We start from the raw sequence: 24,382 nt of genomic DNA, 5'->3' as shown, positions 1-24,382 counted from the left end.
GAATGGATTGGAAAGACTGGAAACAATGGACGACGGCTAGGATCGGTTTAGGGCGCGCCGGAGTTTCGCTTCCTACAAAGGAGATTCTTCGATTTCGTTTGGATCACGCCAGAGCAAGGGACGCGGTTTGGGCGGAAGTCGATTTCACCGCTGTTTCTGATTTTTTTTCAGAAAGGAAAATTCCTTCTCTTGTGATTCAGTCAAAAGCGATTTCGAGAGAAGAATACTTAGCCAGACCCGATTTGGGTAAAAAGGTTTCTTCGCAAAGTTTTCAAAAATTAGAAGAATTGCGGGAAAGTCGTTCGAATTTTTCCAAGGATTTCGATTTAAGCCTCGTGATTTCGGACGGACTTTCTGCGAGCGCGATTCGAGATTCTCTTCTTCCCTTTCTGGAAATTTTTTTACCTTCCTTGGAAAATTCTAAAATTAAGATGAGTCCGGTCACAATCGTCAAAAACGGAAGGGTTGCCATAGGAGACGAGATCGGCGAATTTTGGAATTCAAAGGCGGTCATTATTTTGATCGGAGAAAGACCCGGGCTTTCCACGGAAAATAGCTTAGGTCTCTATTTGACTTATCATCCTTCCAGCGGACTTACCGATGAAAGACGGAATTGTATTTCTAACATTCGTCCCGAAGGAATGTCCTTTTCGGACGCTTCCAGAAAGGCTTTGTATCTCCTCGATCTTTCGCTACGGAAACAACTTTCAGGAGTCCACCTCAAAGACGAAGAAGCTCCTTCTCTTTCGGAGAATCGTAAAATCGAATAGAAATTCGAACATTACAAACGATATGTTTCCTTTCCATTCTTGGATTTTCCTTGATGAATTGAGGGTTTCTAAGGAATGTAACCGAGTATGCTCTTACAGTATTTGAAATTGCTCCGGATCCATCAATGGATCAAAAACGTAATCATTTTTGCGGGCATTATATTTGCAAAAAAATTAACCGATCCGGAATCTCTTCAAAGAGTCGTCTCCGCCTTCTTTTTATTTTCACTCGTCGCTAGTTGTCAATATGTGATCAACGATTATTTGGATCGCAAAGAAGACGCGCTTCATCCCGAGAAAAAACACAGACCGCTTGCATCGGGGAAATTGGATCCTTCGTTTGCCTTATTTATTACCGCGATCATTCTTCCTTTGTCCTTGATTCTCGCCTATCTTTTGCACCCGATCTTTTTCGCACTGGTCGCCTTTTATCTCGTCTTTAACGTTTTATACAGTAAGTTTCTAAAACATATGGTGATCTTGGACGTGATGAGCATCAGTATCGGTTTTGTGATTCGAGCGATCGCCGGTTCTGTGATCATTCATGTTTCTTTTTCCTCCTGGTTACTTCTTTGTACATTTATGTTGGCGCTTTTTTGGGGTTTTTCCAAAAGAAGGGGAGAACTCATTATTTTGGAAGGCAACGCCAAAAGTCACAGAAAAATTTTGGACGAATATTCCACGAGTTTTTTGGATATGATGTTGGGAATCGTAGCAACGATGACTCTGATGAGTTACGTCCTTTACGTGACGAGCCCGACAACAATTGCGAATCTCGGAACCGATCAGATGATCTATACGATTCCGATCGTTGTGTATGCGATCTTTCGATCCCTTTATATCATTTATATTAAGAATATGGGACACAACCCTACGAAGGCGATTCTTTCCGATTGGGGTGTTTTGGTCGCAGGCGCGATTTGGGTGGCGTTGGTCATCGCGATTATGTATTCCGGTTTCGGAAAAGGCGTTCGTTTCGATCTTTGATTTTTTTGAAGGTTCCTCTCCTTTTTTTGATTCCAAGATTTTAGAAGAAGTCCATTTTCAGAAGAGCGGGGAAACGGTTTCAGAAATCATTTAGAACTTTTCTCAAGTTTTTCGAATGTAGGAACTCCTATAAGAATTTAAAACCAATGCTTATCCGAAAACCAAAACTGTGGGAACTCCTGCGTTTTAGTCGACGGGATTCCCTTTCGAAACGTTGAATGGAACAAAAAAACAAGACGATTGTAGGAACTCTTACGAATTTTCTTTTACGGATTTGGATCAATTCTTATTCAAAAAATCTTCTTCGAAATCAAATCGTACTCTGAAGCGGGATGTTGAAGAATGCATTCGAGATTCTTACTTCACATTTTTGAAAAAAGTACAAAGGCAAAAAACGTTTCGATGAAAATTTCGTTCTAAAGAATGGAAATCTAACTTTGTAACGATTCCGATTGCCAAGCGAAGATATCATTATGAAAGACATTATAAAAAAAACGGCAAACATCGCATTCTGGATTCTTCTTTTTCTTACGATCACAATCGGAATCTCCGTTTTTAAGGCCTCCGATTTAAAACCGTCCGTTTCCTTAAACGGGATGGAGCAAACAAACGGAGAAAAATTCGATTCTCAAAATCGGGTTTCCGTCGTTTACTTTTGGGCGACCTGGTGCGGAGTCTGTTCCACAAATGTTCCCTTGGTTCAATGGTATTCCGGTCTTTTGGAAAAGAGCGATCGATTCTCTTTCGTATCCGTAGAAGAAGGAGAAGACGCTCTGAAACTTTCCAATTATATCCGAGAACGGGACATACGATTCAAAGTGATTCCGGGAAATTCTAAATTCTTAAATGAATGGAAAGTGAACGCATTTCCTGCGTTTTTTATTTTAGACAGAAACGGTGTGATCCGATTTGCGGATACCGGAATCATGAATCCTCTCAGTTTATTTCTAAGAATTTGGATCTCTTCTTTTTTCTTTTAATTGGTTCACTGTCTGATCCGAATAGATTCAATTTATTGCATTTAGTTATCAAATCGTTCTAAGGCGTAGAAAACGGTTTTTTTTTAACCTAGGCTCAAACGTAGTTTTTTTGGAAATATTTTTCCAAAAAAAGATTCCGATATTTCAGATATTGATTGTAAAAAGAATCTTTTTTTCATCCATTTCTATAGAGGGCGATTTTCTCTTAGGAATTCAACTTTCAATGCGTACCGATTTTTCCTTTCGATCCATTCTTCTTTCATTCCTCTTTGTTTTTATTCTACTTTCCAGTTGTAAGGAAAAGATTCCGGAAAATGCGTGCGATCCTTCTTCTGACACTTTCTTAGAAGCGGCGATCCTCAGTTCCGCTTCGGGAAATTTATTTCCGGTTTGTGCGCCTCCGCCGCAATCCTTCTCTTACCCTAAAGCGGTTTTTGCGAACGGAAGTCCGATCAGTTTGGTTCCGAGTGTCGTTGGGACCGGTTTGAGTTATACCGTTTCCCCTGCGCTTCCCACGGGAGTCGTTTTGGATTCTTTCAATGGATTGATTTCCGGGTCTTACATCGGTTATGCGGGAGTCGACACGATCTATCAGATTAAGGCTTCGAATTCTTCCGGAAGTTTAACGTATTCTTTGGAATTGATTCTATTCGGTTCCGCACCTTTGAAGACAGGGCAAACCGTGTGCTCCGATTCCGCCGGACTCGCGATCGCTTGCGCCGGTACAAAACAAGACGGAGAATTGCAAAATGGATCCACACCTAGTTTTTCCGGTCCCAATTTGATAAACGGAACGGATTATACGACCACTGATCTTTTGACCGGTTTGATTTGGAAGAGTTGTAACGAAGGTTTATCCGGATCTGCCTGTGGAAGCGGGGCTTTGAGTTCGCTGAGTTGGGTTGCTTCGGACTTAGCATGTTCCAATCTCAATGCGGGAAGCGGATATGCAAATCGAACCAATTGGAGACTTCCGAGTGTAAAAGATTTGGGTACGATTTTGAATTACGACGGATCCGACCCCGCGTCTTACGCGTCCTTCTTTCCCGCGACGAGCGCCTCCGGTCATTGGACTTCTACTCCTTTTTTTCCTTTGAACACAACGGACAGTTGGTATGTTTCCTTCACGGATGGGGTCGTGCGCGAAACGATAAACGGAAATACGAATCCACTTCGTTGTGTTTCCGGTTCGACGATCCCAAGTCCACTTTTCAAAGACAACGGAGATTCTACTGTGACGGACGTAAACACAGGTCTGATCTGGGCACAGTGTAGCGCGGGGTTATCGGGAAGCGGATGCGCGATAGGAGCCGTATCGCTTCCAAATTGGACCACTGCTCTTCTCACCTGCAACTCATCGAGTTTGTCCGGTCGAGTCTGGCGTCTGCCTTCCATCAATGAACTGAGAAGTTTGACGAATCTTAGTCTTGCAAATCCAATTCTCAATACCGTTTATTTCCCGGGAACGTTCAATGGAAATTATTGGACTTCGACTACGTACACAAATCCGTTAAACGCATGGACGATCGATTTTGGACCGGGATATGTGGATAGTATTTCGAAAGCGGCAACGGGGGCGGTTCGTTGTGTTGCGACGGGGCCGTAAGTTTTATCCTTTGAGCAAGCTCAGATTCGAATCTCTTTTTACCGATATGTAAGTGTATGGAGCCTTTTAAACCAAAACCTCTTCTGAATAAGTCGGAACTCCGGCAGATTAAGAAATCTAGGACGAGAGTAGAAGGGCAAAAGGTAATCACGGACGATGTTAAGAAACTAAAGTCGCTCAGCGTCACTCCCGACCTTCCTAAAACGGAACTCATCCAATACTACAAAGAACCGATCTGGATCGAATATTATATTCCTCGAGAATCAAGATTCGCTTATGAAGTGAAATATCTTTTCGTAAAGTTGATCGATCCCGTTCCAAGACCGGAACCGGCGGATCAAATTTTGAGAGAAGCGATTACGAAGGGAGAATTTATCGATATCATAGAAGTTCTTTTTCAACATCCGGAAAAGGAAGATCTGATTCGGAGCAGTTATCTCAATACGTTTCCTTTTTTAGAATCGATTTCAACGAATTATAAACAATACTTAAAGAGCGGGGACGCTTACGATCTTCGGATTCCTCTCTTCCACACAGAAGCTTTGATGAAACGAGAGCCGACGGTTGCGACTCTGGAATTTTTAGGTCCTTTTACGATCTTTAATTTGAATTGGTTGATTCGAAAGTTAAACGAGGCGGGAGAAGAATTTTCTCTCGAAGACGAAACCATTTCCGTATTGATCAAAAGAAGAAACGAATTCTGGGAACAAAATTCTCTCGAAGTCGATGAGGACTTCGAACTCTTCGCGGCCTTATTTTACGAACAGGCCTTTCCACATCGAGGTTCCGAATTCGACGACGCATTACTTTTGAGGGAAACCGACGATCCGAAAGTTTAACTCAATTTCTTTTGTCTTCCAGTGAGTTTATCTTTTAGTATTAGAAACGGCTCTTCGATTAACAAAAAGAAGAACCAAGAGATGACGAACGTAACAAGAATCAAGTAAAGACTCGTTAGTAAAAACATTCCAACCGTCGGTGTCGCTTGCAACAAAGGTAGAATTTTTTTTGCCGCTATCGGAATCGCGAATATATGCCAAAGATAAGCGGTATATCCTAACCGAGCGAATGGTCTGAAAACGGAGAGACTGAAAAAACTTTTTAGGAAGCCGGGAAAGAAGGAAAAATACATAAGAACTCCGAATCCAAAGGAAAGCAGGACGGGCCGAAAAACAAGCGCCCAGGAAGTCCCCGGATCGATCTGATGTGCAAAGATTACGACCGCAATCGCAATCATTAAAAGGGAAACGATTCGGCTCTTATATTTTTCAACTCCTTCCGTCGTCAATGGAAAGTGATGAAAAATCTCGTAGACGACCATCCCGGCAAGAATCGAGTCGAACCTCGCATGAAAATTATAAGCGGCGTCCATGTTCGAAGGAAACGCAAGATTCATTCGGACTAGGAACGCGGTGAGAAATCCGATGAAGTAAAAAAAGAATCGAATCTGCATGTTTACTCGGAACAGAAATACCGAGCAAAGAAACGGAAGAATCAGATAGAAATGTTCTTCGATTGAGAGCGACCAACCACCGTTGTAAAGATAATGAGGAAAAAAATCGGAAAGGTAGAATATATCAACCCAAACATATTCCATCCTAATTTTTGTCTCCTCTATCAAGGAAAGAATTTGAGCGTTATCGATTTGAATGGATTCTAATTTTGCGAGCTGTTGAGCCTTACTATAATAGAGGATTGCGAGAGCAAAATAAAAGGCCGGAAAAATACGAAGAGATCTTTTGATAAAAAATTGTTTGATTTCCAGTTTTCCATTTCTTTCGTGTTCTCGAAACAATCCGCCGTAGATCAGAAACCCGCTGAGTAAGAAGAAAAAATCCACTCCCGAAGAAAGGGAACCGAGAAAAAGACGCAACGGATCCTGATCTCCCGGGAGAATCGGTTTCGCAGTCACCCAAGCGTGGAATACGACAACGAAAAGAATGGAAAGCGCTCTGATTCCATTCAGATTTTCGTATTCGTTTTCCTTTTTATGGAATATAGAAAAACAGTATTCTTTTATATTCATTTTATTTAAAATACCCGTGTCTTAATTTACGCTTTTACACATCATCTCGTTATTCTAACAAATTCGGGCTCTTACAAAAAGAGCCAAACCTTACCTCTCAATTTTTGAAAGGGAACCAATCCGTAATTCCTGGAGTCAGTAGAGTTTTCACGATTATCCCCTAAGACTAAGAAGTAACCGGGGGGAATTCTTCCTGCGTCTCCGATCGGAACGTTCCCTTTAACGGCGGTCATCGGAATCATAGAAAGGGAAGGTGCGATCGTTTTGAAACCGGGTTTTAAAAATGTTTCCTGAAGAGGTCCGTCGTTGATGAGAATTCGATCGTTCTCAAAACGAAAATAATCTCCCGGCAAACCTACAACTCTTTTTAAACTAAGTTCTTCTTCCAATCCGTCCAAAACTAAGACGTCGAATCTACTCACCTGACCTTCCAAGAAAGAAAATTCCCATTTTCCGATCCGAGCGGGAAAACCCCATTTGGTAACTAAGATCAAATCGCCTTCCTTATAAGAAGGGGCCATGGAATAGCCTGAGATAAAATAGATCTGAAAGAGAAAGACCCGCATGAGAAGGATCGTTAAAAGGGAAAGGAGAATCGGAGAAATTCTCCAGAGAGCTTTGGCGATCTTTCCTTCTTTTTCGATACTTTTCATAAGAGACTGGAACAGGATCCATCGTAAGATCCGTAAGGAAAAGTCAAAAATAGAACGTGACTTCCTGAATCGAACGAATTTTCCCTTCTCCTTTTTTATGAAGTCGTTCGCGGGAAATTTTGAATGATCGTTTTATTGGGTATATTTCGAGCTATCAGTAAAATGATTCTTCGAGAAAATACATTGTCACGATCTATCAAGAAATTTCAGAAGGGCGCATTACAGACAATTTGATTTACAGACTTTACTCAATATTTTTTTATGAAATATCGAATAATTTAGGATCTCGGTCAAATGAAAGCAGCGTTCTTGTCACTTTTTGAAAAACGAATTTGGGAAAAGGATTCGTTAAACGGCCTTAGAGCGATTTCAATGTTGATCATATTTATATTCCATTTTTATGATGGACTGAATGCACACCTTCCGAGTGATTCGAAAGTCATTCATACTTTTTTTAGTAACCTCACATCCTCCGTAGACTTGTTCTTTGTCTTGAGCGGCTTCTTAATTTACGGCGTTTTGTACAGGAATTGGGAAAAAACCGGTTCCGTAAATTTTAAAGAATTTTATATCAGTCGAAGCCTACGAATTTTCCCGGCTTATTATGCGCTTGTATTCATCACTTTACTCATTGCAAAAATGCAATATAAAGCGATGAGTCAATCCACGGATCCGGCCGTGATCGAAAGTTTGCCGCTCTTTGCCGAGGCGATTGATCGATGGATCTACGATGCGCTCTATCTTTCTAATTATATCAAATCTTTACACTTTCATACTTGGTCGCTTTCTTTGGAAGAACAGTTCTATTTGGTATTTCCGTTAATCTGCTATTTAATCTTGTTTCGCTTATCAAAAAAACCGCGACTTACGTTTATCGCCGCCTTATATTTGTCAGCCCCATTGATTCGTTTTTTTGTTTATTATTTTAATGCGGGGGAACAGCCGTATCAGGTTTTCGATTCTCTCTTTCATAGACCCGCTCACACGCGTTACGATTCTATCGTGATCGGAATTCTTGCGTTTGAATTGTATAAGAACTGGAATATCATTCCTCAAAATCCGAATCGGACGCGAGAATTATCGCTCCTATTTCTGGGAATCTTTTGTCTTTTGGTAACTAGCTTTGTACCCTATTCCTTTTCCGTATATTACACAGTCTTCCGATTTAATTTTTCGAATATAGGTTACATTTTGGTGATGCTCGCGAGTATTCATCCGCTTTCCTGGGTTGGGAAATTTTTAGGAGCCAGAGTGTTTGCTCCGTTTGCACGTGTGAGCTACGGAATGTATCTCTGGCACATGGTTGCGATCTTTTTTGCGAGCGTAAAACTTAAGGTGAGAACGGACACGATATCTTGGGTTGAATTCTCAACGGCGCTCGGTACCGGTCTCGTGTATGCGATCCTCTTCGCATTGCTTTCTTACTTTTTGGTGGAATATCCGTTTCTGAGTTTGAAAAATAAACTACGTAAAGAATGACTTCAAGTTCAATGATCGTTGAATCTTGAACCCTTGGTTTGATTATTTTTTTCCGGAAATCATTTCCGTGAGTAGGATCAAGCCGATTCCCTCTTTTTTTATTTCGGTAATGGAATAACGATCTTGAAAGTGTTCTCTGGCGTATTTGCTCAGGCTATTATCCGTGACGTCCTCTATGAGAACGAAATTTACTTTTTGATTTTCTAAAACGATCGTGTTCAGATCTTCTACGCTCGGTAACAATAGAATCGTCTGGTTGAGATAATTCAATCCGAACGTATTTGCAATGTTATTTCTATGAGTAACGAAAACTTTTGATTCACTCCAAGGAATTGAAGATTGAATCTGCGTTAATTGATGAGAAATTCTTCTCATCGTTCGGATCACTTTATGATTTATATTCAGAGAGTATAGAATTAGAATTCCCAATATCGAAAGAAAGAATTTTTGGAATATCGGTTTTCCAATCTTGATTTGTTGAAACTCTTTTAGTAGAAGAAGAGGGACGAAGGCGCTACAAGTGAAATATCTCGAACCCCAATCGATGTTCGAATCATTTGGAGTCAAGATACAAACGAGCGTCAAGTTTGTTAAAAACGTAATGATCCATATCTGCGAAGTTTCCCGGATTTTTGTCCAATTCCATAAACAAAATCCGATCACGAAAAGATACCAAGCGGAATAACCGAAAAGACCAACTCTTCCGTTGCCGTTGATCAGAAGACTTCGGATACTTCCAAATTTCGTCGACCAATCAAAGAGCAGAATGGATCGATTCGATTCAACTCTTGGTCCGAGAATAGAATCGTAATGAACCCAGTTGTAGGCTATGAAAGCCGAAAAAAGGATCAAAAATCCGAATGAAAAGACGAAACTCCTTCTTATAACCTCCTTCTCAATCGTTTTGGCTTTTATCAATGGAATTAGGAAATTAGAGAATAAGAAACAGGACGTGAGAATGATCACTTCCGGTCTATACCAACAAGCGATCCCCATTAAAGCTCCCGAAAAAAACAAACGGAGTTGATTTTTGTTAAACGACATATCTTCGGTTAACAAAAATGTAATTCCGAATAGAACCAAGGTGGCGGCGATGGAAACGTCGGAGAACGAGATAAAATGATGCAACAAGGGAGTTCCGAAGATTGTAGCGATTGGAATCAGATAAAGTTTCGTAATTCTAAGTAGTAAAATCAGATAGAAGAAAAAGACAAAAGCGGAAAGATAGATAATACCTTCCGGAAAGCCGAATGCGACAAAGGGAGCGGTAATGATTGTATTTGCGAAAGGAAACGGAGTGATCTTTTCTCCGGGACGAGAAGTTGAAGTGTCGATCAAAAAGTATTTGTAAGCGGGGTCGATCGATTTACCGAGATAATGAACGGATTGGGATTGAAATCCGGATTCTACCCAGCCCTTAGCCTGCAAAATTTTTACCAAACTATCGGCGGCAAAAGAGGATTTCGGTAACGTATAATAAGTCGTAGAAAAGCAAAAAACGAATATACATACGAAAAAAACCACATTGAAAAAGGAACGTGCACGAGGACTTTTAAATTTATCAGAGAGATTTCCGATTTTCATACGTTATTGTTAAGCCGATTTCCTTTTTTGATTAAAAGTGACTCTGTCCTGATTGGATTTTATTATCGTTTTCTCGTATAGATGCCGTAAACAATCTCGATACTTCCAAGACTTTGTCTTTTTGAGATCTGAATCGACTGAATCTTTTCAATCGCAGTCGGATCGAATTGTTCTAGATAAGAAAGCATTCCATTTTTTGTATCCTTATCGTATTTCAAATCTTTCATTCCTTCCGTATATACTTTCGTATAAGCGAAATATTCGAAAGGAACGGAGACTTGATTTCGAGATACGGAATATTTTTCGAGTAACTCGACTAATTCCTGTACGTTGACGGCCTCGTAAACTCTACCTTGAAAATAAAGTCCTTCACTCGCCATTCCTCCGATGAGCCCGTTTTGGAAGATCAAAAGATTTTCCTTCGGTTCCTTCATGATAAATTCTTGAACTCCTTTCGTATTCTTAGCAAAACCTTTGGTTGTTTTGTAATAGATCCAAGTGGGAAAGATGGAAATTCCAAGAATCAAATAGAATGGAATTCTCCAGAGATTAGTTTGATTTCTTAAAAACCGAAATGTGTGCGACGCGAGAAGGAAAAGTCCGGGAAGACCAGGAGTTAAATAGCGTGAGCCGAATTCCGCTCCTCCATCGTTCGGTGCGGTACTCGAGGCGATGAGGATTCCAAGAATGGAAGACGCGATGAGCGCTTTTTCTTTAGTTTCAAGCCCCTTCCAGTTCTTTAAAAATGAAAACCCAAAAGCGCAGATTCCTAAAAATAAAAAAGGAGAATAGCCGAAAAGTCCGAGCTTTAGATTTCCATAAAATAAAAGATTTATAAAATTCTTAAATAGATTGGATCCATCGGCGGAATCGTAATTCGCATTGAACCTCGGACCTAATACTGAATGGAAATGAGTAAAGTTGAATCCGCAGTAAACGATAAAGAAAAAACAAAGAAGCGAAGAAACGATGAAAAAACTTTTTCTGCTTTTGATTTCTTTGGAAAGAGGAAGTTGAAAGAATGTTTCGGTAATCCAGTAGATCCCCAAAAAAATAAGATATTCCAAACGAAACCAATAACAAAGCGAAAGAAAAAATACGCTTCCAATCGCGTAGGTTATGGATAAGCTCTCTTTTGATTTTTGATAAAGAAGAATTCCGGAGACAAATAAAAAAAGACCGACCCCGACATCCATAAATAGATAACCGTTCATTACGATCGGAGATAATATCGAAAAAAGAAAAATCTGCCAAGACGGGATTTTGAATTCTTTCCCGAGAAGATATAAGGAAGAGCCGATCAAGAGGGCGGATAAAAAGTAGACTGCATAAACTCCTCCGAACGGAAAAACGATCGCATAAAGAATTCCTAAAGAGATAGGAAAGGCGATGATCTTGTGGCCGTTTACGATCGACATCTTCAGCAAACTAAACTTAAGTTCCGGATCAAAGTCAAACCCCGGATAGAATACGTCCAAGGATTGAAAGCCGCTTAAAAAAATCGATTTTCCGAGAATGAATTTTTCATAGTGATCGGCCGAAAGAAGATATTTCGGAGGAATGCTTAAGTAAAGAAAATACGAAAAAAGAAACGCGGCCAAAATCGAAGCGTATTTGTTTTGAAAGAAACGAGCGAAGAATTCTTTGAGTTTTAGGATCATTGAGTTATCAAAAATTCAAAAATAGAAAACGAATCCAATCGAGAGGAAAGAAAAAGAACCCAAGAAAACGTTCCCTTCATTTCGAAGTCAGAGTATCGATATCCGTTTCGGGGTCAATCTGCTTTCCCTTCTTAAGCCGATCTTTTTCGGTTTGATCGAAGATCGGTTTTCTTTTTACGAAATGAATTTTTTAAAGAATTACGAATTGTAAAACGAAGTATTTTTTCATTGATCCATTCTTGGAATCGTGCAAAACTTGAAGTTATGCAACAGGAAACTTCCTCTGATTCGAATTTACTTGGTCAATTTCTTTCCCAATCTCCGGTTAGGGCTCTCATCGATCGTTACAAATCGGAAAAGGGAAAGGTTCGGAGCTTTATGGAAAAGCTTCCTCTCTACGCGAGTGGATTGAAGGGAACCGAATTTCAAAATGCAGATTCTCTTTTGAGAAAAGAACTAGCTTCTCAAATTTCTCGTCTTAAGGAACCGATGCGAAGGCTCGAAGAGGGGTTCGTTTCCGCGAGAAAAATGGATCTAATCGGAAGCAGTGAAATCGCCGTGGTTCTCATCGATAAACTTACGAATACGATTCAGTCTGCAGGTTATGGAATTACCGGTCTTGGAGCCGGACTCAAAGCGACTCAAGAAGAATTGGAAAAACTTGCCGAATTCGATTTTTCCCTTTTTAAAGAAGTGGAAGGAATTGAAAATAAGATCCAGGCTTTGAAAGTTACCGCCGAATCTTCCGTTGAGGAAGTGCGAAACCTGGTCGGCGAGATTCGAGTCGCGCTGGATGAATTGGAGAACGCATTTCGATCTCGGAAAGATCTGTTTACGAAACTGTAAACGGTGAACAAAGGTCTTACTGGATAGATGGAATTCTGCGCACTTCCACGTCTACATTCGATATAAGAAATCTTAAATAATAAAAAGGAAATAAATCATGGCATTGATTGATGTAATCAAATATGAAGGACAACCCGGAGAGATCGTTTGGAAATTTCCGAGAAACGATATCAGCCATTTCGGTCAGCTTGTCGTAAACGAAAGTCAAGAGGCTGTTTTTTTTAAAGAAGGAAAGGCTCTGGATGTTTTTGGACCGGGAACACACACCTTAAAAACGGGAAATATTCCGCTCTTGGAAAAGATCGTCAATCTTCCGTTTGGCGGGCAGACTCCGTTTACTGCGGAAATCGTCTACGTAAACAAGTCCGTGATCAACATGACTTGGGGAACTCCGGCGCCGATTCAAATCGAAGACCCTAAGTATCATATTACTCTCGGACTCAGAGCATTCGGAAATTATAATATTAAAGTGATCGATTCCAAATCTTTTGTGAACACGGTCGTGGGAACGCAACAAAGATTCAATCACGACGGAGTCGATAAACTTCTAAAGCCGATGGTCGTCACCAGACTCAGCGATTTTATATCCGAAGTAGTATTAAAGACCGGGGTTCCGATTACTCAGATCTCTCAACACCTCGAGGAAGCCTCCAATGCGGGGAAAACGAAGACACAACCCGATTTCCAGAAATACGGACTCGAGGTTGTGGACTTCTTCATTCAATCGATCAATTTTGATCAAAACGACCCGAACTTCCAAAAGATTCAGAAGGTTCTCACCGATAAATTCGAAATCGAAACGATGGGAAATATGTATCAGCAGAAAAGAATGTTGGATATTGGAGAAGCCGCCGCGAACAATCCCGGAGGCGCCGCCGGAGAAGGGATGAGCGCCGGAATGGGTTTGGGAATGGGGATGAATATGGCCGGAATGATGGCGAATATGATGGGACAAAACCAAGCGGGAGCGAAACCGGCAGGAGACGATGCCGCGACAAGAATCGCAAAATTGAAATCTCTCCTCGACGGTGGACTGATCACACAGGAAGAATTTGATACCAAAAAAAAGGACATTTTGAATTCTATCTAAAATATGGTTCCCACTCTCACTCGATACAAAGCCGAATTTGAATGTATAAACGATTCCTGTAAGACACGATACGATCTAAATGAAATCGTTTATGAATGCAGAAAATGCGGAAGTCTTCTTCAAGTCTCCCACGACCTAGAAGCCCTCAAGGCGGTATCGGGTGAAGAATGGAAACAAACGTTCGACTCCAGATTTCGGTCCGTTCGGTTTCCGAATTCTTCCGGAATTTGGAACAAGAGAGAATGGGTTCTTCCCCATATCGAAGATAAGAATATCGTAACGTCGGGGGAAGGGCTTTCTCATCTCTTTCATTCCGAGCGATTGACCGCAGATTTAGGTCTTGGAAGTTTTTACGTAAAGCAGTGCGGGATCTCACACACCGGTTCTTTCAAAGATCTCGGAATGACGGTTCTATTATCACAAGTCAAACATATGATCGCGAGCGGAGTTCCGATCAAAGCCGTCGCTTGTGCGAGTTCCGGAGATACTTCTGCGGCTCTGGCTTCCTACGCGGCGAAAGCAGGAATACCGGCGATTATCTTTCTTCCCGCTGGAAAAGTATCGCAGGCGCAACTCATCCAACCGGTTTCGAACGGGGCGAAAGTCATCGCACTCGATACGGACTTTGACGGATGTATGCAAATCGTCAAAGAGGTCACTCGTGAAGCGGGGATCTATCTCGCAAATTCGATGAATTCGTTACGAATCGAAGGACAAAAAACGATCTCCGTTGAAATCACACAACAATTGGAATGGAAGGTTCCCGATTGGATCGTGATTCCCGGCGGAAATCTCGGAAACGTTTCTGCGCTTGGAGCCGGTTTCGAAATGATGCTTTCCCTCGGGTTGATCGATAAATTACCAAGAATCGTATTGGCCCAGGCGGAACACGCAAATCCGTTGTATTTGTCTTATTTAAAGAATTTTGAAAGTTTCGAACCTGTCTCTGCGAAGACAACGTTGGCTTCTGCGATTCAAATCGGAAATCCGGTCTCCATTCAGAAGGCGATCAAAACTCTGAAGAAATTCAACGGTGTTGTGGAACAAGCGAGTGAAGCCGAACTTTCCGACGCGGCGGCTCGGGCAGATCTTTACGGTCTCTACAATGATCCACATACAGGCGTCGCACTCGCGGCCTTGAATAAACTTTTGAAAAGAGGAACGATTTCAAAAGGTGAGAATGTGGTCGTCATCTCTACTGCGCATGGATTAAAATTCACTGAATTTAAGCTTAAATTCCATGCGGGAGAAATTGGCGGAACGGACTCTAAGATGGTGAATTCCATTCATAGAATCGAGCCAAAAGCAGAGAAAGTAATCGATTTGATTCGAAATCTGTTACATTTGTAATAAAGCCCGTTTTTAAGAATTTTAATACTTTTTTTCTTAATTATTTTTTTTTCGTCGAAAGTCAGAAGTTTTTCGTCATATCTCTAATCCATGAGGGATTTTGACGATGTATCAGCGGACTTTCAAATGGAAGTCGATTCTGCAATTTCGAAAGAAGTTCCCATATCTTTAATCACCTATGTCCTCACGCCCAAGGGTGAGAAAAAACTCAAATATATCATTCAAGGAATTCTCACTCGTTACGATCGTTTGGATCTAACGGAACTTCTCTATACTTCTTCTAAGGAATTGATCGTTAATGCGACAAAAGCCGCGATCAAAAGAATTCTTTTCAAAGAATCAAAACTCAATATTGAATCTTTGGAAGATTATCAAATAGGAATGGAATCCTTTCACAATAGTTTAAGCGATAAGAAGTTCCCATTTTATAGGGAGAAAATGAAAGAGCATGATCTAACTATAAAAGTAACATTCTTTTTTAATAAGCATCGTATTATTTTAAAAATTCTTAATAATTTTCACTTAACGGATCAGGAGGAGAAGAGAGTAAGAGAAAAATTTAGAATTTCTCGGGACTTCGATAATCTTTTTGAGTTCTTTATGAAGTTCGGAGATTCAACGGAAGGCGCGGGACTTGGAATTACGATGGTTGAAATTTTAGTTGCACAGAGCGGATTTGACAGACACTTGTTTACGATTTACAGTAGAGAAGGTATTTCGCAGACTGTTGCAAGAGTTGAAATTCCTCTGAGTGAGGATTATATTCCTAGGAGATTGAAATTCGGCAAAGGCCAAAGTTTCATACCTAGTTTAGTAGAATGAGGAATAATGGAACCGAGTAATCAAGTTAATAAGTTACAAGAACAAGCGAATCTAATGAATCTCGCTCTTGAATCCGTAGTTACGGAAGATCAAGCAGTAGAACTGATTCAAGGAAAGATTCGTGACGCTTTCCTTTTGAAAATTAGGATCGATATCGAAAATAGAAGTGGAGCCGTCGTCGCATTAGTAAGCAAATATAAGAATGAAGTAATAGAAATTTATTCTCTCTTTTCCAATTCTTCTTTGATTCGTAAGATTCGTAGTTTTGAAGATTCCGCCGCGTTTGCGTTGGATATGGTGGAAGCGGCGAAGTCGGAACCGTTCGACCCGGGCTTATCCGATAGTATCGGTCGGATCGTATACTCTAAACTCACCAAAGCTGTTTTGGAATCTTCTTATCCGAATTGGGAAAGAAACGACGCTTCCAGTCTTGTCAATATTTTAGAAAATCAAATCAAAACATCATTAAAAGTGAATATAGTTCGCATCCAAGCGGATGTGGAATATATGTCCAGTTTGAAGTTCAGAGCTAAGAACGTGTTTAGCGGAGTGATACCACCCGTAAATCGTCCGGCGGAAGAACCCGGAATCGGACAAGTTCCAGAAAGCCAGGAAAAAACTCCGGTCCAGAGGCAGATCGAACAGTTCAAAAGACCTTTCGGAAGAGTGGTGCTCGCAAAAACCGTTCTTTCCCCGGTCGGTGGTGTTGACTTTGACGATTTGAATGAAGGAGACAAACTCCTATTTCAATTGCCTATGGGGAGTATGGATGAAAAGGCCATGGCGAAAACCTTAGGCGGTTTTGATGACGCCGGCAATCCTAAGAGCGTGGTGGGAGAATTTATCGGAATCGCCGCTGGGAAAGGAGAATACCATATCTTTGCAAAAGGACCTTCCGGTGTCTTATTACAGGCCTTCGAAGAACGTCCCGTTCGACTCGCAAGAGTGAAAGGAAAAACGACCAGCGCCGCATCGACTCCGACAAAAGTGGAATCCGGAAGCGGATCTTTAGGAATGATCATCGTCGCGGGTGTTGTCGTTGTCTTGGGCCTACTCGTATTTCTCATTCTAAAATAACTTTCGAATCAAAAATCGAAGTCTTACGATCGTATCGTAAGAATGAAAGTGATTTGTTCGCACTATAAGATCCGGTTTCAGAATTCAAATTTTTACTGGGATCGGATGTTTCCGAAAAAAGTTAGAAGAAGACTGTTCTTTTAATTGATCTTGCAAGAGAACGTTCTCGCTGAAACGAATCATATACGATTCGGATTGGCAAATCGCTTCCGGAAATGACCGGTTCCATTTAGAGATTTGCGTGCGAGAGAATTCTTCGTTGAATAAGCTTTCGAAAGATGGAAGACTTCAAGCGATACCAAGATTGACTAGTTTTCTAGGGACGTAGATTTCTTCGTTGAATAAGTTTACGACAGAAGGAAAACAAACTCAAGCGATAACAAGATTGACTAGTTTTCCAGGAACGTAGATTTCTTTACGGATTGTTTTTCCTTCTAGGATTCCCTTTATCTTTTCCAGATTCTTCGCCAGTGTGATCGCGTCTGCTTGCGTTACGTCTTTCGGAGCTTTGAACTCGTCCCTCAATTTTCCGTTTACTTGAACTACGATGAGAATCTCGGATTCCACTAAGTATTTTGCGTCCGCTTCCGGGAATGTTTCGTGAGAAAGGGATCCTTTTTTGCCGGTTCGCTTCCAGAGTTCTTCCGCAATGTGAGGTGCGAAAGGAGCGATCAAAAGAATGAAAGGTTCCAATATTTTTTTCGGTCTTCTTTCGAGAGGAGTGAACTCATTCACGAAGATCATCAACTGTGAAATCGCCGTATTGAAAGAAAAATTTGGAATGTCTTCCGAAACTTTTTGGATCGTTTTATGAAGAATCTTCCATTCTTCCGGAGTCGGTTCTACGTCGTCGAGCCGAAAGGATTCTTCTTGGCCGCTGTGAAAGAGTCTCCAGATTCTATTTAAAAATCGAAACACTCCTTCGACTCCGCGCGTGCTCCACGGTTTCACCATCTCCAATGGACCCATAAACATTTCAAAGAGTCGAAGGCTATCCGCTCCGTATTCTTTGATCACGTCGTCGGGATTGACGACGTTTCCAAGAGATTTGGACATTTTACGTTTGTCTTCACCAAGGATCAATCCTTGATGAACGAGTTTTCCAAACGGTTCCTTTGTGGAGACAACTCCCATATCATATAAGAATTTATGCCAGAATCTGGAATAAAGAAGATGAAGAACCGCGTGTTCCGAGCCGCCGACATACATATCAACGGGCATCCATTTCTTTTCTAATTCCGAATCGCAGAAAAATTTACCGTTCTTCGGATCGATGTAGCGTAGATAATACCAACAAGAGCCGGCCCATTGCGGCATCGTGTTCGTTTCTCTCGTTCCGATTTCTCCGGTAACGGGATCCTTGTATTTCAACCATTCTTTCGCGAGAGCAAGAGGGGATTCTCCGGTTCCCGAAGGTTTAAATTCAGGTAAATTAGGAAGTACTAATGGAAGTTCGGATTCGGGAATCGCTTTCGTAATACCTGAGGGATAATGAACCAAAGGAATCGGTTCTCCCCAGTATCTTTGTCTTGCGAAGAGCCAGTCCCTCAGTTTGAACTGAATCTTTTTCTTTCCGATCTTTTTGGACTCGGCCCAAGAAATGATCTTAGAAGAAGCGGATGTATAATTCAAACCGTCGATGGATATTTCTGCGGAAGAAGAATTGATACAAACGGATGTTTTGGAATCAAACGCGGTGTCGGCGGAAATCTCACCTTCAATCACCGGAATGATTTTGAGATCGAATGCCTTTGCAAATTCAAAGTCCCTTTGATCATGCGCCGGTACAGCCATGATCGCGCCGGTTCCATATCCGTAGAGAACGTAATCGCTGATCCAGACCGGAATTTCTTTGGAAGGATCCGCCGGGTTGAGCACGTAGGCGCCGGTGAATACTCCCGATTTCTCTTTGCTCAATTCGGTTCGGTCCAAATCACTTTTGAGAGCGGATGCTTTCTGGTATTCTTCTACTTTCTGTTTTTGTTCCGGTGTTGTGATGGCGGAAACGATCGGATGTTCCGGAGCTACGACCATATACGTCACTCCGAAGATCGTGTCGGGTCTTGTAGTAAAGATTCGGATTCCATCGAGATCGCCGATCGATTTTTTAAAAGGAAAAGTGATTTCCAGTCCTTCGCTCTTTCCGATCCAATTTTTCTGCATCTCGAGCGTAGACGTCGGCCATTCTACTAGGGTAAGATCTTCTAAAAGACGATCCGCGTATGCAGTGATTCTCATCATATACTGGCGCATCGGTTTACGAACGACTTCGTATCCCTTTTCTACCCATTCTTCCACTTCTTCATTGGCAAGAACGGTTCCCAAGGCTTCGCACCAGTTTACGGGGATTTCAGCTTGATAAACGAGTCGGAAGTCCGAAAGAATCTTCTCTTTTTGCGCGGGAGAAGCCCCGTTCCATTCTTCTGCGCTGAACGATTTATAGTCCAATCCCTCAGAACCTTGTTTTGAGAATCTTTCGACAAGATCGTCGATGGAACCTGCTTTTTTGAGTTCCGGGTTGTACCAAGATTTGTAAAGCTGAAGAAAAATCCACTGTGTGAATTGATAGTAGTCCGGATCCGTCGTGGAAAGTTCGCGAGACCAGTCATAAGACAAGCCGATCATCTTGATCTGTCTTCGAAAGTTATCGATATTATTCTTTGTAGTAGTGGCGGGATGAACTCCTGTCTGCATTGCGTAACGCTCCGCAGGGAGTCCGAAAGCATCCCAACCCATGGGATGCAAAACTTCAAAACCTTTCATTCTCTTGAAACGAGAGAGAATGTCGGTGGCTGTGTATCCTTCCGGGTGACCTACGTGCAGACCGGCGCCGGACGGATAAGGAAACATGTCCAAGCAGTAGAATTTTGGTTTAGAAGACCGAATATTTGTCTGAAAGCTATTGTTCTCTTCCCAAAAATTTTGCCAAAATGATTCTACTTCCTGAAACGGATATTGCATTTGGATCCTTACTTTCTTACTGAGTCTATTACCTTGATCAATCTTTGAAATGTTTTACTCAAACATGACTTACAAAGATCGTATTGGTAAAGTTGCGTGACCTTTGATCTGCATCCTGTGCAAGTCAAGAGATGATTCCCTTTCGCTTCTGTTTGTTTTTCTTCGAGTAACGGCATTTTGCTCCCAGACTTATCCATGCTGATTTGTTTATTTACAGAGTGTCAATAAATCCGGAAAGAAACGTGATCCAACAACATCCCTTCCCGGCTGATCGGAGATTACGTTATAAAAAGCGGCTAGTTTAGAGTCAAAAAAAATTAGCGAACACTCATCAGAAATAAGTGGAATTTTTTTTAAAAAAATTGAGATCTTTTGTTTTATGTGGAATGCTTTTTTAAATGCATGTTTCCAATGTATGAAAGCCGATCGAATGGAAATATATTTCTTTCTCGACTAAACAAGGATGGTGTCGCGTTTGTTAAAGGTAAAAAATCTCAATAAGTCCTATTCAGTTTCGGGAAAAAAACTCGAAATATTAAAAGACATCTCTTTTCAGATCGAAGAAGGAGAATTCATCGCAATTATAGGTCCTTCCGGCTCCGGAAAATCAACATTGCTTGCTATTTCAGCAGGTTTGGATCGTCCGGACGAGGGAGAAGTGATCTTAGACGGGATCCCTCTTTTGGAAAAAAAGGAAGACGAACTCGCAAAATTACGAGGAGAAAAGATCGGATTTATTTTTCAAAATTTTCAACTGATCAAATCACTCAATGCGTTGGAAAATGTCTCTTTACCTCTTGTTTTAAATTCAAAATTGACAACGGCTCAGATAAGGGATCAAGCGTTTTCGTGGTTGGAAAAAGTTTCCATGAAAGAAAGAGCTTCGAATTTTCCGGGACAACTTTCGGGAGGAGAAGAACAAAGAATTGCGATCGCCCGATCGTTCATACACAACCCGAAAATTTTATTCGCAGACGAACCCACTGCGAACTTAGATAAGAAGAATGGAATCATGGTGATGAATCTTCTCGCAGAGTTGAATCAAAGAACTTCTTCCACTTTGATCGTAGTTACGCACGATCATTCCGTCGCGGATCTTGCGGATCGTGTTTTAGAAATGAGCGACGGAAGAATCATTCGAGAAATTCAAGGTAAGAAGAATCGATTTAAAAAGAAAACCTCCGTAAAATCTGCGAAGAAAAAGGTTTCAAAGAAAAAAAGATGAAACTGAAATTATTAATCCTTTCGATCCTGCGTGATTTTCGTTCAAGAAAAAGTTCGGCGTTGCAGATCGTTTTAGCGATCGCGATCGGGACCGGCTCTGTTACCGCGATTCACGCTTATAGAGAAGAATTGAGCCGGTCCATTTTAAAGGAAGCCCGTAACCTTATGGGTTCCGATCTTTTGGTTCAAACCCCTTCACCGATCACTTCGGAACAAAGAGAATTTATGTCCCAAAGTCTTCCAAAGGGATCGGAAACATCGGAACTCGTGCAGTTCGCTTCTATGCTTCGAAATCCGGAGAATGACGAAACTTCTTTGTCGCTTATCAAAACGATGAAGGGAAGATTTCCTTATTACGGAGAAATTCTAACCGAACCTGCGGGGGCTTATCGCAAACTCAAGGAAGGGGAGATTCTACTCGAAGAAAGTCTTATCAAAAATCTAAAGTTAAAGGTTGGTTCTTCCGTTTCTCTTGGCGAAAGAAATTTCATTTTAAAAGGGAAGGTTTTGAAAGAGCCGGGGATTGCGGGAAGTTTTCTCTCCATGGCTCCTACTTCGATTATCACTTCTTCTTCCTTGGCTTCCACGGGTTTGGAACAGAGAGGTTCGAGAATCAGTTATCTGATTCCGATTAAACTCAAGGATCCGAGCGTTGCGAGCAAATACAAAGAACTTCATTTTAAAGAATATATTCAAAAAGACTTAACTCTTTACGATTCTACTGAGACAAATTCGGGTTCTCGAAAATTCTTAACGAACACTCTGGATTTTTTCAGCCTTTTGGGTTTGTCCGCTTTCTTTTTGGGTGGAATTTCGATTCTTCTTGCGAGTCGAGCAGGAATCCGAGAAAAGTCGGGCGCACTCGCCGTGTTGAAATGTCTCGGTGCAAGTCCAAGAGCGGTAAGTTTGATCGTCTTAGGAGAGTTGCTATTCTTTTCTTTGATCGGTTCCATGCTTGGGATCGCATTAGGAAATATTTTATTGGGTTGGATTCCGGATCTCGCGGGAGAGGATCTTCTCGGTTTTAAACCTTCCATCGGATGGTCTTCTTTTCTTTGGGGGTTGTTGATAGGAATTTTGATTCCCTTCTTTTCCTCCATCGAATCTCTTGTGGAAATCCGAACTCTCAAACCGATTCTCGCATTAAGTGAAGAATTTCAAGAGGAAGCAGATCGAATTCCTAAGTTTAGAATCACTCAGATATTTGGCTACGCGGTTCTATTCTTATTGTTTTTTCTATTGGCTTGGTGGGAAACGGAAAGCCCTTGGAAGGGGTTGATTCTTTGTTCCATTCTTCTTCTACTCCCTTTAGTTGTTTTTTTGGCATATTCAGGAATTAGAATATTAGTTTCAAAAGTTAAAGAAAGAAGCGATCTGACGCCTTTTTCGAGATTTATCATCGGTAAATTCGATCGCCCTGGTACAACGTTGTCCCTTTCCGTGATCGGACTTACCAGTTCGTTGTTTATTCTTCTATTATCGCTGATCGTGAGTGAGAGTCTTTTGGAATACAGCGGTGCGAAGGACAAAGAACGAAGACCGAATCTTTTCGTTATGGACATTCGTCCCGAACAAAAGGAACACTTCGAAGAAGTTGTGAAAGAATTCGGCGGAGAAAAGGTGATCGTTGCTCCTGTGATCGGCGCGAGATTATCCAAGATAAACGGCGAAACCGTGAAGAAGGACGAGACCGAATCCTCAGCATTGAAAAGGGATTGGAGATCCACCGCGAGAACAAGAGAATACTTTCTTTCCTATCGAAATGATCCGTATCCGACGGAGAAGATTGTAGATGGTGATTTTTGGAGAAAAGGAGAGGAAGATCAAATCTCGGTAGAAAAGGAATTCTCCACCTATTTGAAAGTCAATTTGGGAGATAGCCTTACCTTTTTGATTGGGGGAGTAGAAGTGACCGGTGTGATTCGCAATTTCAGGACCGTGAACTGGGCCGATATGCGTCCGAATTTCGTCGTTTTATTTTCGAAAGGAATTTTGGAAAAGGCTCCCGGATATTATCTGAGTTCACTCCGGATCGAGTCCGAAGAAAAGAGATACGATCTTCAGAAGAGTTTAGTTTCTAAATATCCGAATCTTACGATCATTGATACGGACAAAGCGGTACGTGCTTTTCTCGGGATTTTGGAAAAAATATCCTTCACGATTCGACTGATGACTTGGTTGATTTTAGGCGCGTCTTTGTTGTTGATTTTGACCGCTTTGAATTCGAGTCGAAAGGAAAGAATCGAAGAAACCACCTTATTACGGATTATTGGCGGTACTTCGGGGTTTCTTAAAAAAGTATTTTTATGGGAAGGAATTCTTTTGGGAACTTTTTCCTTTCTCTTAGCATTGTTTCTGGCTTGGGTGGCAAACGAGTTGATAAGCCAGAAGGTTTTGGAGATTCAACCTTCGCATCCGTTTTGGGAATATTTGATTGCCTATGTTTTTACGATCTTCGCGACGACTTCCGTTTATTATTTGAACCTAAGAGGAGAATGGAAGAAACCTCCCGTGAGTTTTATGAAGGCGATGTAATATCTTTGCAAATCGAGTTCATGTCGATGGGAAGTCCTTGTTACTGTGCTAAGAGAATTTCAAATTTTCTAACTTCCTAATGAGAAGAATTTTTTGATTCGCAGTTTTTTTTTGAAAAGAAACGAGCGATTCAGCTTCGGAAAAGAACCGTAAAAGGTATGGAGCAAATTTTCTTTAATTCCGATGAGAGCATAGAATCTGCTTTGGCAGAAGTTCAGGACAAAGTAGTGACGTTGCTTGTGCCGGAATTTTTTTATGAAAATCTTCCGAAAGAAGAGAGAAGACTCTTGGGTAAAAAACTTCCCTATCTTTTGAGAAGATATGGAAAATATCTCTGTGCACAAAAAAGGTTCAATGAACAAGGGATTACCACCCTCTATCAGAAAAATCAAGGTGCCCTAAAAAAGTTAAATGTTCGAATGGGAACAGGGTATTGGGCTTTGCTAGGAACGTTGGCACACGCACACGGTGTTTCTCGTTGTTTTCTTTTTAATTATATGTTGTCCCTGGATCAGGCAGGAGTCGGAGATTCTCTCGTAAAAGTTTTAAACAGAGGAGTTCCTACCTTTCACGAGGTTTACAGATATATCTGGCAACTAGAAATCACTCACAATAGAGTTTCGCGTCTTCTGGTGTTCGAGCCGAATCCAATTTTGGCCTATTTTGATTCAAGTTTTCCTTGGTTTAAGACATAGTAAATAAGATCTGGAATTCTTTTTGAATCGATTGAA

At 41.2% G+C, this 24,382-nt stretch carries 19 protein-coding genes; 14 read left to right on the top strand and 5 right to left on the bottom strand.

Annotated elements, in window-relative coordinates; all coding sequences use genetic code 11:
- Positions 1–2 precede the first annotated feature (2 nt).
- The 5 genes from eutC to DLM75_RS00630 all read left to right on the top strand — a co-directional run bounded on the left by eutC (position 3) and on the right by DLM75_RS00630 (position 5,182).
- Positions 3–770 carry an ethanolamine ammonia-lyase subunit EutC gene (gene eutC / locus DLM75_RS00650; RefSeq protein ID WP_118966648.1) on the top strand — a complete coding sequence of 256 codons (768 nt, stop codon included), beginning with the start codon at positions 3–5 and terminating at the stop codon, positions 768–770.
- Positions 771–857: 87 nt separating this feature from the next.
- On the top strand, positions 858–1,757 hold the full coding sequence (locus DLM75_RS00645) for a decaprenyl-phosphate phosphoribosyltransferase (protein WP_118966647.1): 900 nt from the start codon (positions 858–860) through the stop codon (positions 1,755–1,757).
- Between the two features lie 473 nt (positions 1,758–2,230).
- Complete coding sequence (locus DLM75_RS00640; RefSeq protein ID WP_118967899.1) at positions 2,231–2,737, top strand: thioredoxin-like domain-containing protein; 507 nt, start codon at positions 2,231–2,233, stop codon at positions 2,735–2,737.
- Between the two features lie 223 nt (positions 2,738–2,960).
- Positions 2,961–4,343 (top strand): Lcl C-terminal domain-containing protein, encoded by a 1,383-nt coding sequence (locus DLM75_RS00635; protein WP_147456592.1) that lies wholly within the window; start codon positions 2,961–2,963, stop codon positions 4,341–4,343.
- A 56-nt stretch (positions 4,344–4,399) separates the two neighbouring features.
- Positions 4,400–5,182 (top strand): hypothetical protein, encoded by a 783-nt coding sequence (locus DLM75_RS00630; RefSeq protein ID WP_118966645.1) that lies wholly within the window; start codon positions 4,400–4,402, stop codon positions 5,180–5,182.
- Here the strand turns inward: DLM75_RS00630 and DLM75_RS00625 are convergent.
- Entirely contained in the window at positions 5,179–6,369 is a 1,191-nt protein-coding gene (locus DLM75_RS00625; RefSeq protein ID WP_118966644.1) for an acyltransferase family protein, read from the bottom strand. The two genes, DLM75_RS00630 and DLM75_RS00625, sit on opposite strands and share 4 nt — an antisense overlap.
- Before the next feature lie 71 nt (positions 6,370–6,440).
- A complete protein-coding gene (lepB, locus tag DLM75_RS00620) occupies positions 6,441–7,022 on the bottom strand; it encodes a signal peptidase I (protein WP_174715063.1) in 582 nt (193 codons plus the stop codon).
- Between the two features lie 294 nt (positions 7,023–7,316).
- Between lepB and DLM75_RS00615 the strand changes: the two genes are divergently transcribed.
- Positions 7,317–8,501 carry an acyltransferase family protein gene (locus tag DLM75_RS00615; protein ID WP_118966642.1) on the top strand — a complete coding sequence of 395 codons (1,185 nt, stop codon included), beginning with the start codon at positions 7,317–7,319 and terminating at the stop codon, positions 8,499–8,501.
- A gap of 42 nt (positions 8,502–8,543) precedes the next feature.
- Here DLM75_RS00615 and DLM75_RS00610 read toward each other — a convergent pair whose 3' ends face one another.
- Together DLM75_RS00610 and DLM75_RS00605 are read right to left on the bottom strand one after the other, a co-directional pair.
- Positions 8,544–10,085: an LA_3751/LA_3752 family putative glycosyltransferase gene (locus tag DLM75_RS00610; protein WP_118966641.1), complete on the bottom strand. Its 1,542-nt coding sequence runs from the start codon at positions 10,083–10,085 to the stop codon at positions 8,544–8,546.
- 62 nt (positions 10,086–10,147) lie between these two features.
- Positions 10,148–11,746 carry an LA_3751/LA_3752 family putative glycosyltransferase gene (locus DLM75_RS00605; RefSeq protein ID WP_118966640.1) on the bottom strand — a complete coding sequence of 533 codons (1,599 nt, stop codon included), beginning with the start codon at positions 11,744–11,746 and terminating at the stop codon, positions 10,148–10,150.
- A gap of 264 nt (positions 11,747–12,010) precedes the next feature.
- On the opposite strand from DLM75_RS00605, the gene DLM75_RS00600 reads away from it, so the two are divergent.
- The 5 genes from DLM75_RS00600 to DLM75_RS00580 all read left to right on the top strand — a co-directional run bounded on the left by DLM75_RS00600 (position 12,011) and on the right by DLM75_RS00580 (position 16,931).
- On the top strand, positions 12,011–12,592 hold the full coding sequence (locus DLM75_RS00600; protein WP_118967898.1) for an LIMLP_15305 family protein: 582 nt from the start codon (positions 12,011–12,013) through the stop codon (positions 12,590–12,592).
- 97 nt (positions 12,593–12,689) lie between these two features.
- Entirely contained in the window at positions 12,690–13,682 is a 993-nt protein-coding gene (locus tag DLM75_RS00595) for an SPFH domain-containing protein (protein WP_118966639.1), read from the top strand.
- 3 nt (positions 13,683–13,685) lie between these two features.
- The gene (thrC, locus tag DLM75_RS00590; protein ID WP_118966638.1) at positions 13,686–15,032 is read left to right on the top strand and encodes a threonine synthase; all 1,347 of its coding nucleotides are present in this window, start codon (positions 13,686–13,688) and stop codon (positions 15,030–15,032) included.
- 90 nt (positions 15,033–15,122) lie between these two features.
- On the top strand, positions 15,123–15,854 hold the full coding sequence (locus DLM75_RS00585) for a hypothetical protein (RefSeq protein WP_118966637.1): 732 nt from the start codon (positions 15,123–15,125) through the stop codon (positions 15,852–15,854).
- A 6-nt stretch (positions 15,855–15,860) separates the two neighbouring features.
- A complete protein-coding gene (locus DLM75_RS00580) occupies positions 15,861–16,931 on the top strand; it encodes an LIC10486 family protein (protein ID WP_118966636.1) in 1,071 nt (356 codons plus the stop codon).
- Positions 16,932–17,300: 369 nt separating this feature from the next.
- Here DLM75_RS00580 and leuS read toward each other — a convergent pair whose 3' ends face one another.
- Positions 17,301–19,892, bottom strand: a complete 2,592-nt coding sequence (leuS, locus tag DLM75_RS00575) for a leucine--tRNA ligase (RefSeq protein ID WP_118966635.1) — start codon at positions 19,890–19,892, stop codon at positions 17,301–17,303.
- A gap of 475 nt (positions 19,893–20,367) precedes the next feature.
- Here leuS and DLM75_RS00565 point away from each other — a divergent pair, with 475 nt between their 5' ends.
- The 3 genes from DLM75_RS00565 to DLM75_RS00555 all read left to right on the top strand — a co-directional run bounded on the left by DLM75_RS00565 (position 20,368) and on the right by DLM75_RS00555 (position 24,346).
- The gene (locus DLM75_RS00565) at positions 20,368–21,117 is read left to right on the top strand and encodes an ABC transporter ATP-binding protein (protein WP_167731715.1); all 750 of its coding nucleotides are present in this window, start codon (positions 20,368–20,370) and stop codon (positions 21,115–21,117) included.
- On the top strand, positions 21,114–23,651 hold the full coding sequence (locus tag DLM75_RS00560) for an ABC transporter permease (protein ID WP_167731714.1): 2,538 nt from the start codon (positions 21,114–21,116) through the stop codon (positions 23,649–23,651). The genes DLM75_RS00565 and DLM75_RS00560 overlap by 4 nt, the downstream gene beginning before the upstream one ends.
- Positions 23,652–23,809: 158 nt before the next feature.
- Positions 23,810–24,346 carry a DUF1564 domain-containing protein gene (locus DLM75_RS00555; protein ID WP_118966632.1) on the top strand — a complete coding sequence of 179 codons (537 nt, stop codon included), beginning with the start codon at positions 23,810–23,812 and terminating at the stop codon, positions 24,344–24,346.
- Positions 24,347–24,382: the final 36 nt, after the last annotated feature.

The sequence above is a fragment of the Leptospira stimsonii genome (assembly GCF_003545885.1).
GTDB classification, from domain to species: Bacteria; Spirochaetota; Leptospiria; order Leptospirales; family Leptospiraceae; genus Leptospira; species Leptospira stimsonii.
This window is presented reverse-complemented; position numbering and strand designations above follow the sequence as displayed.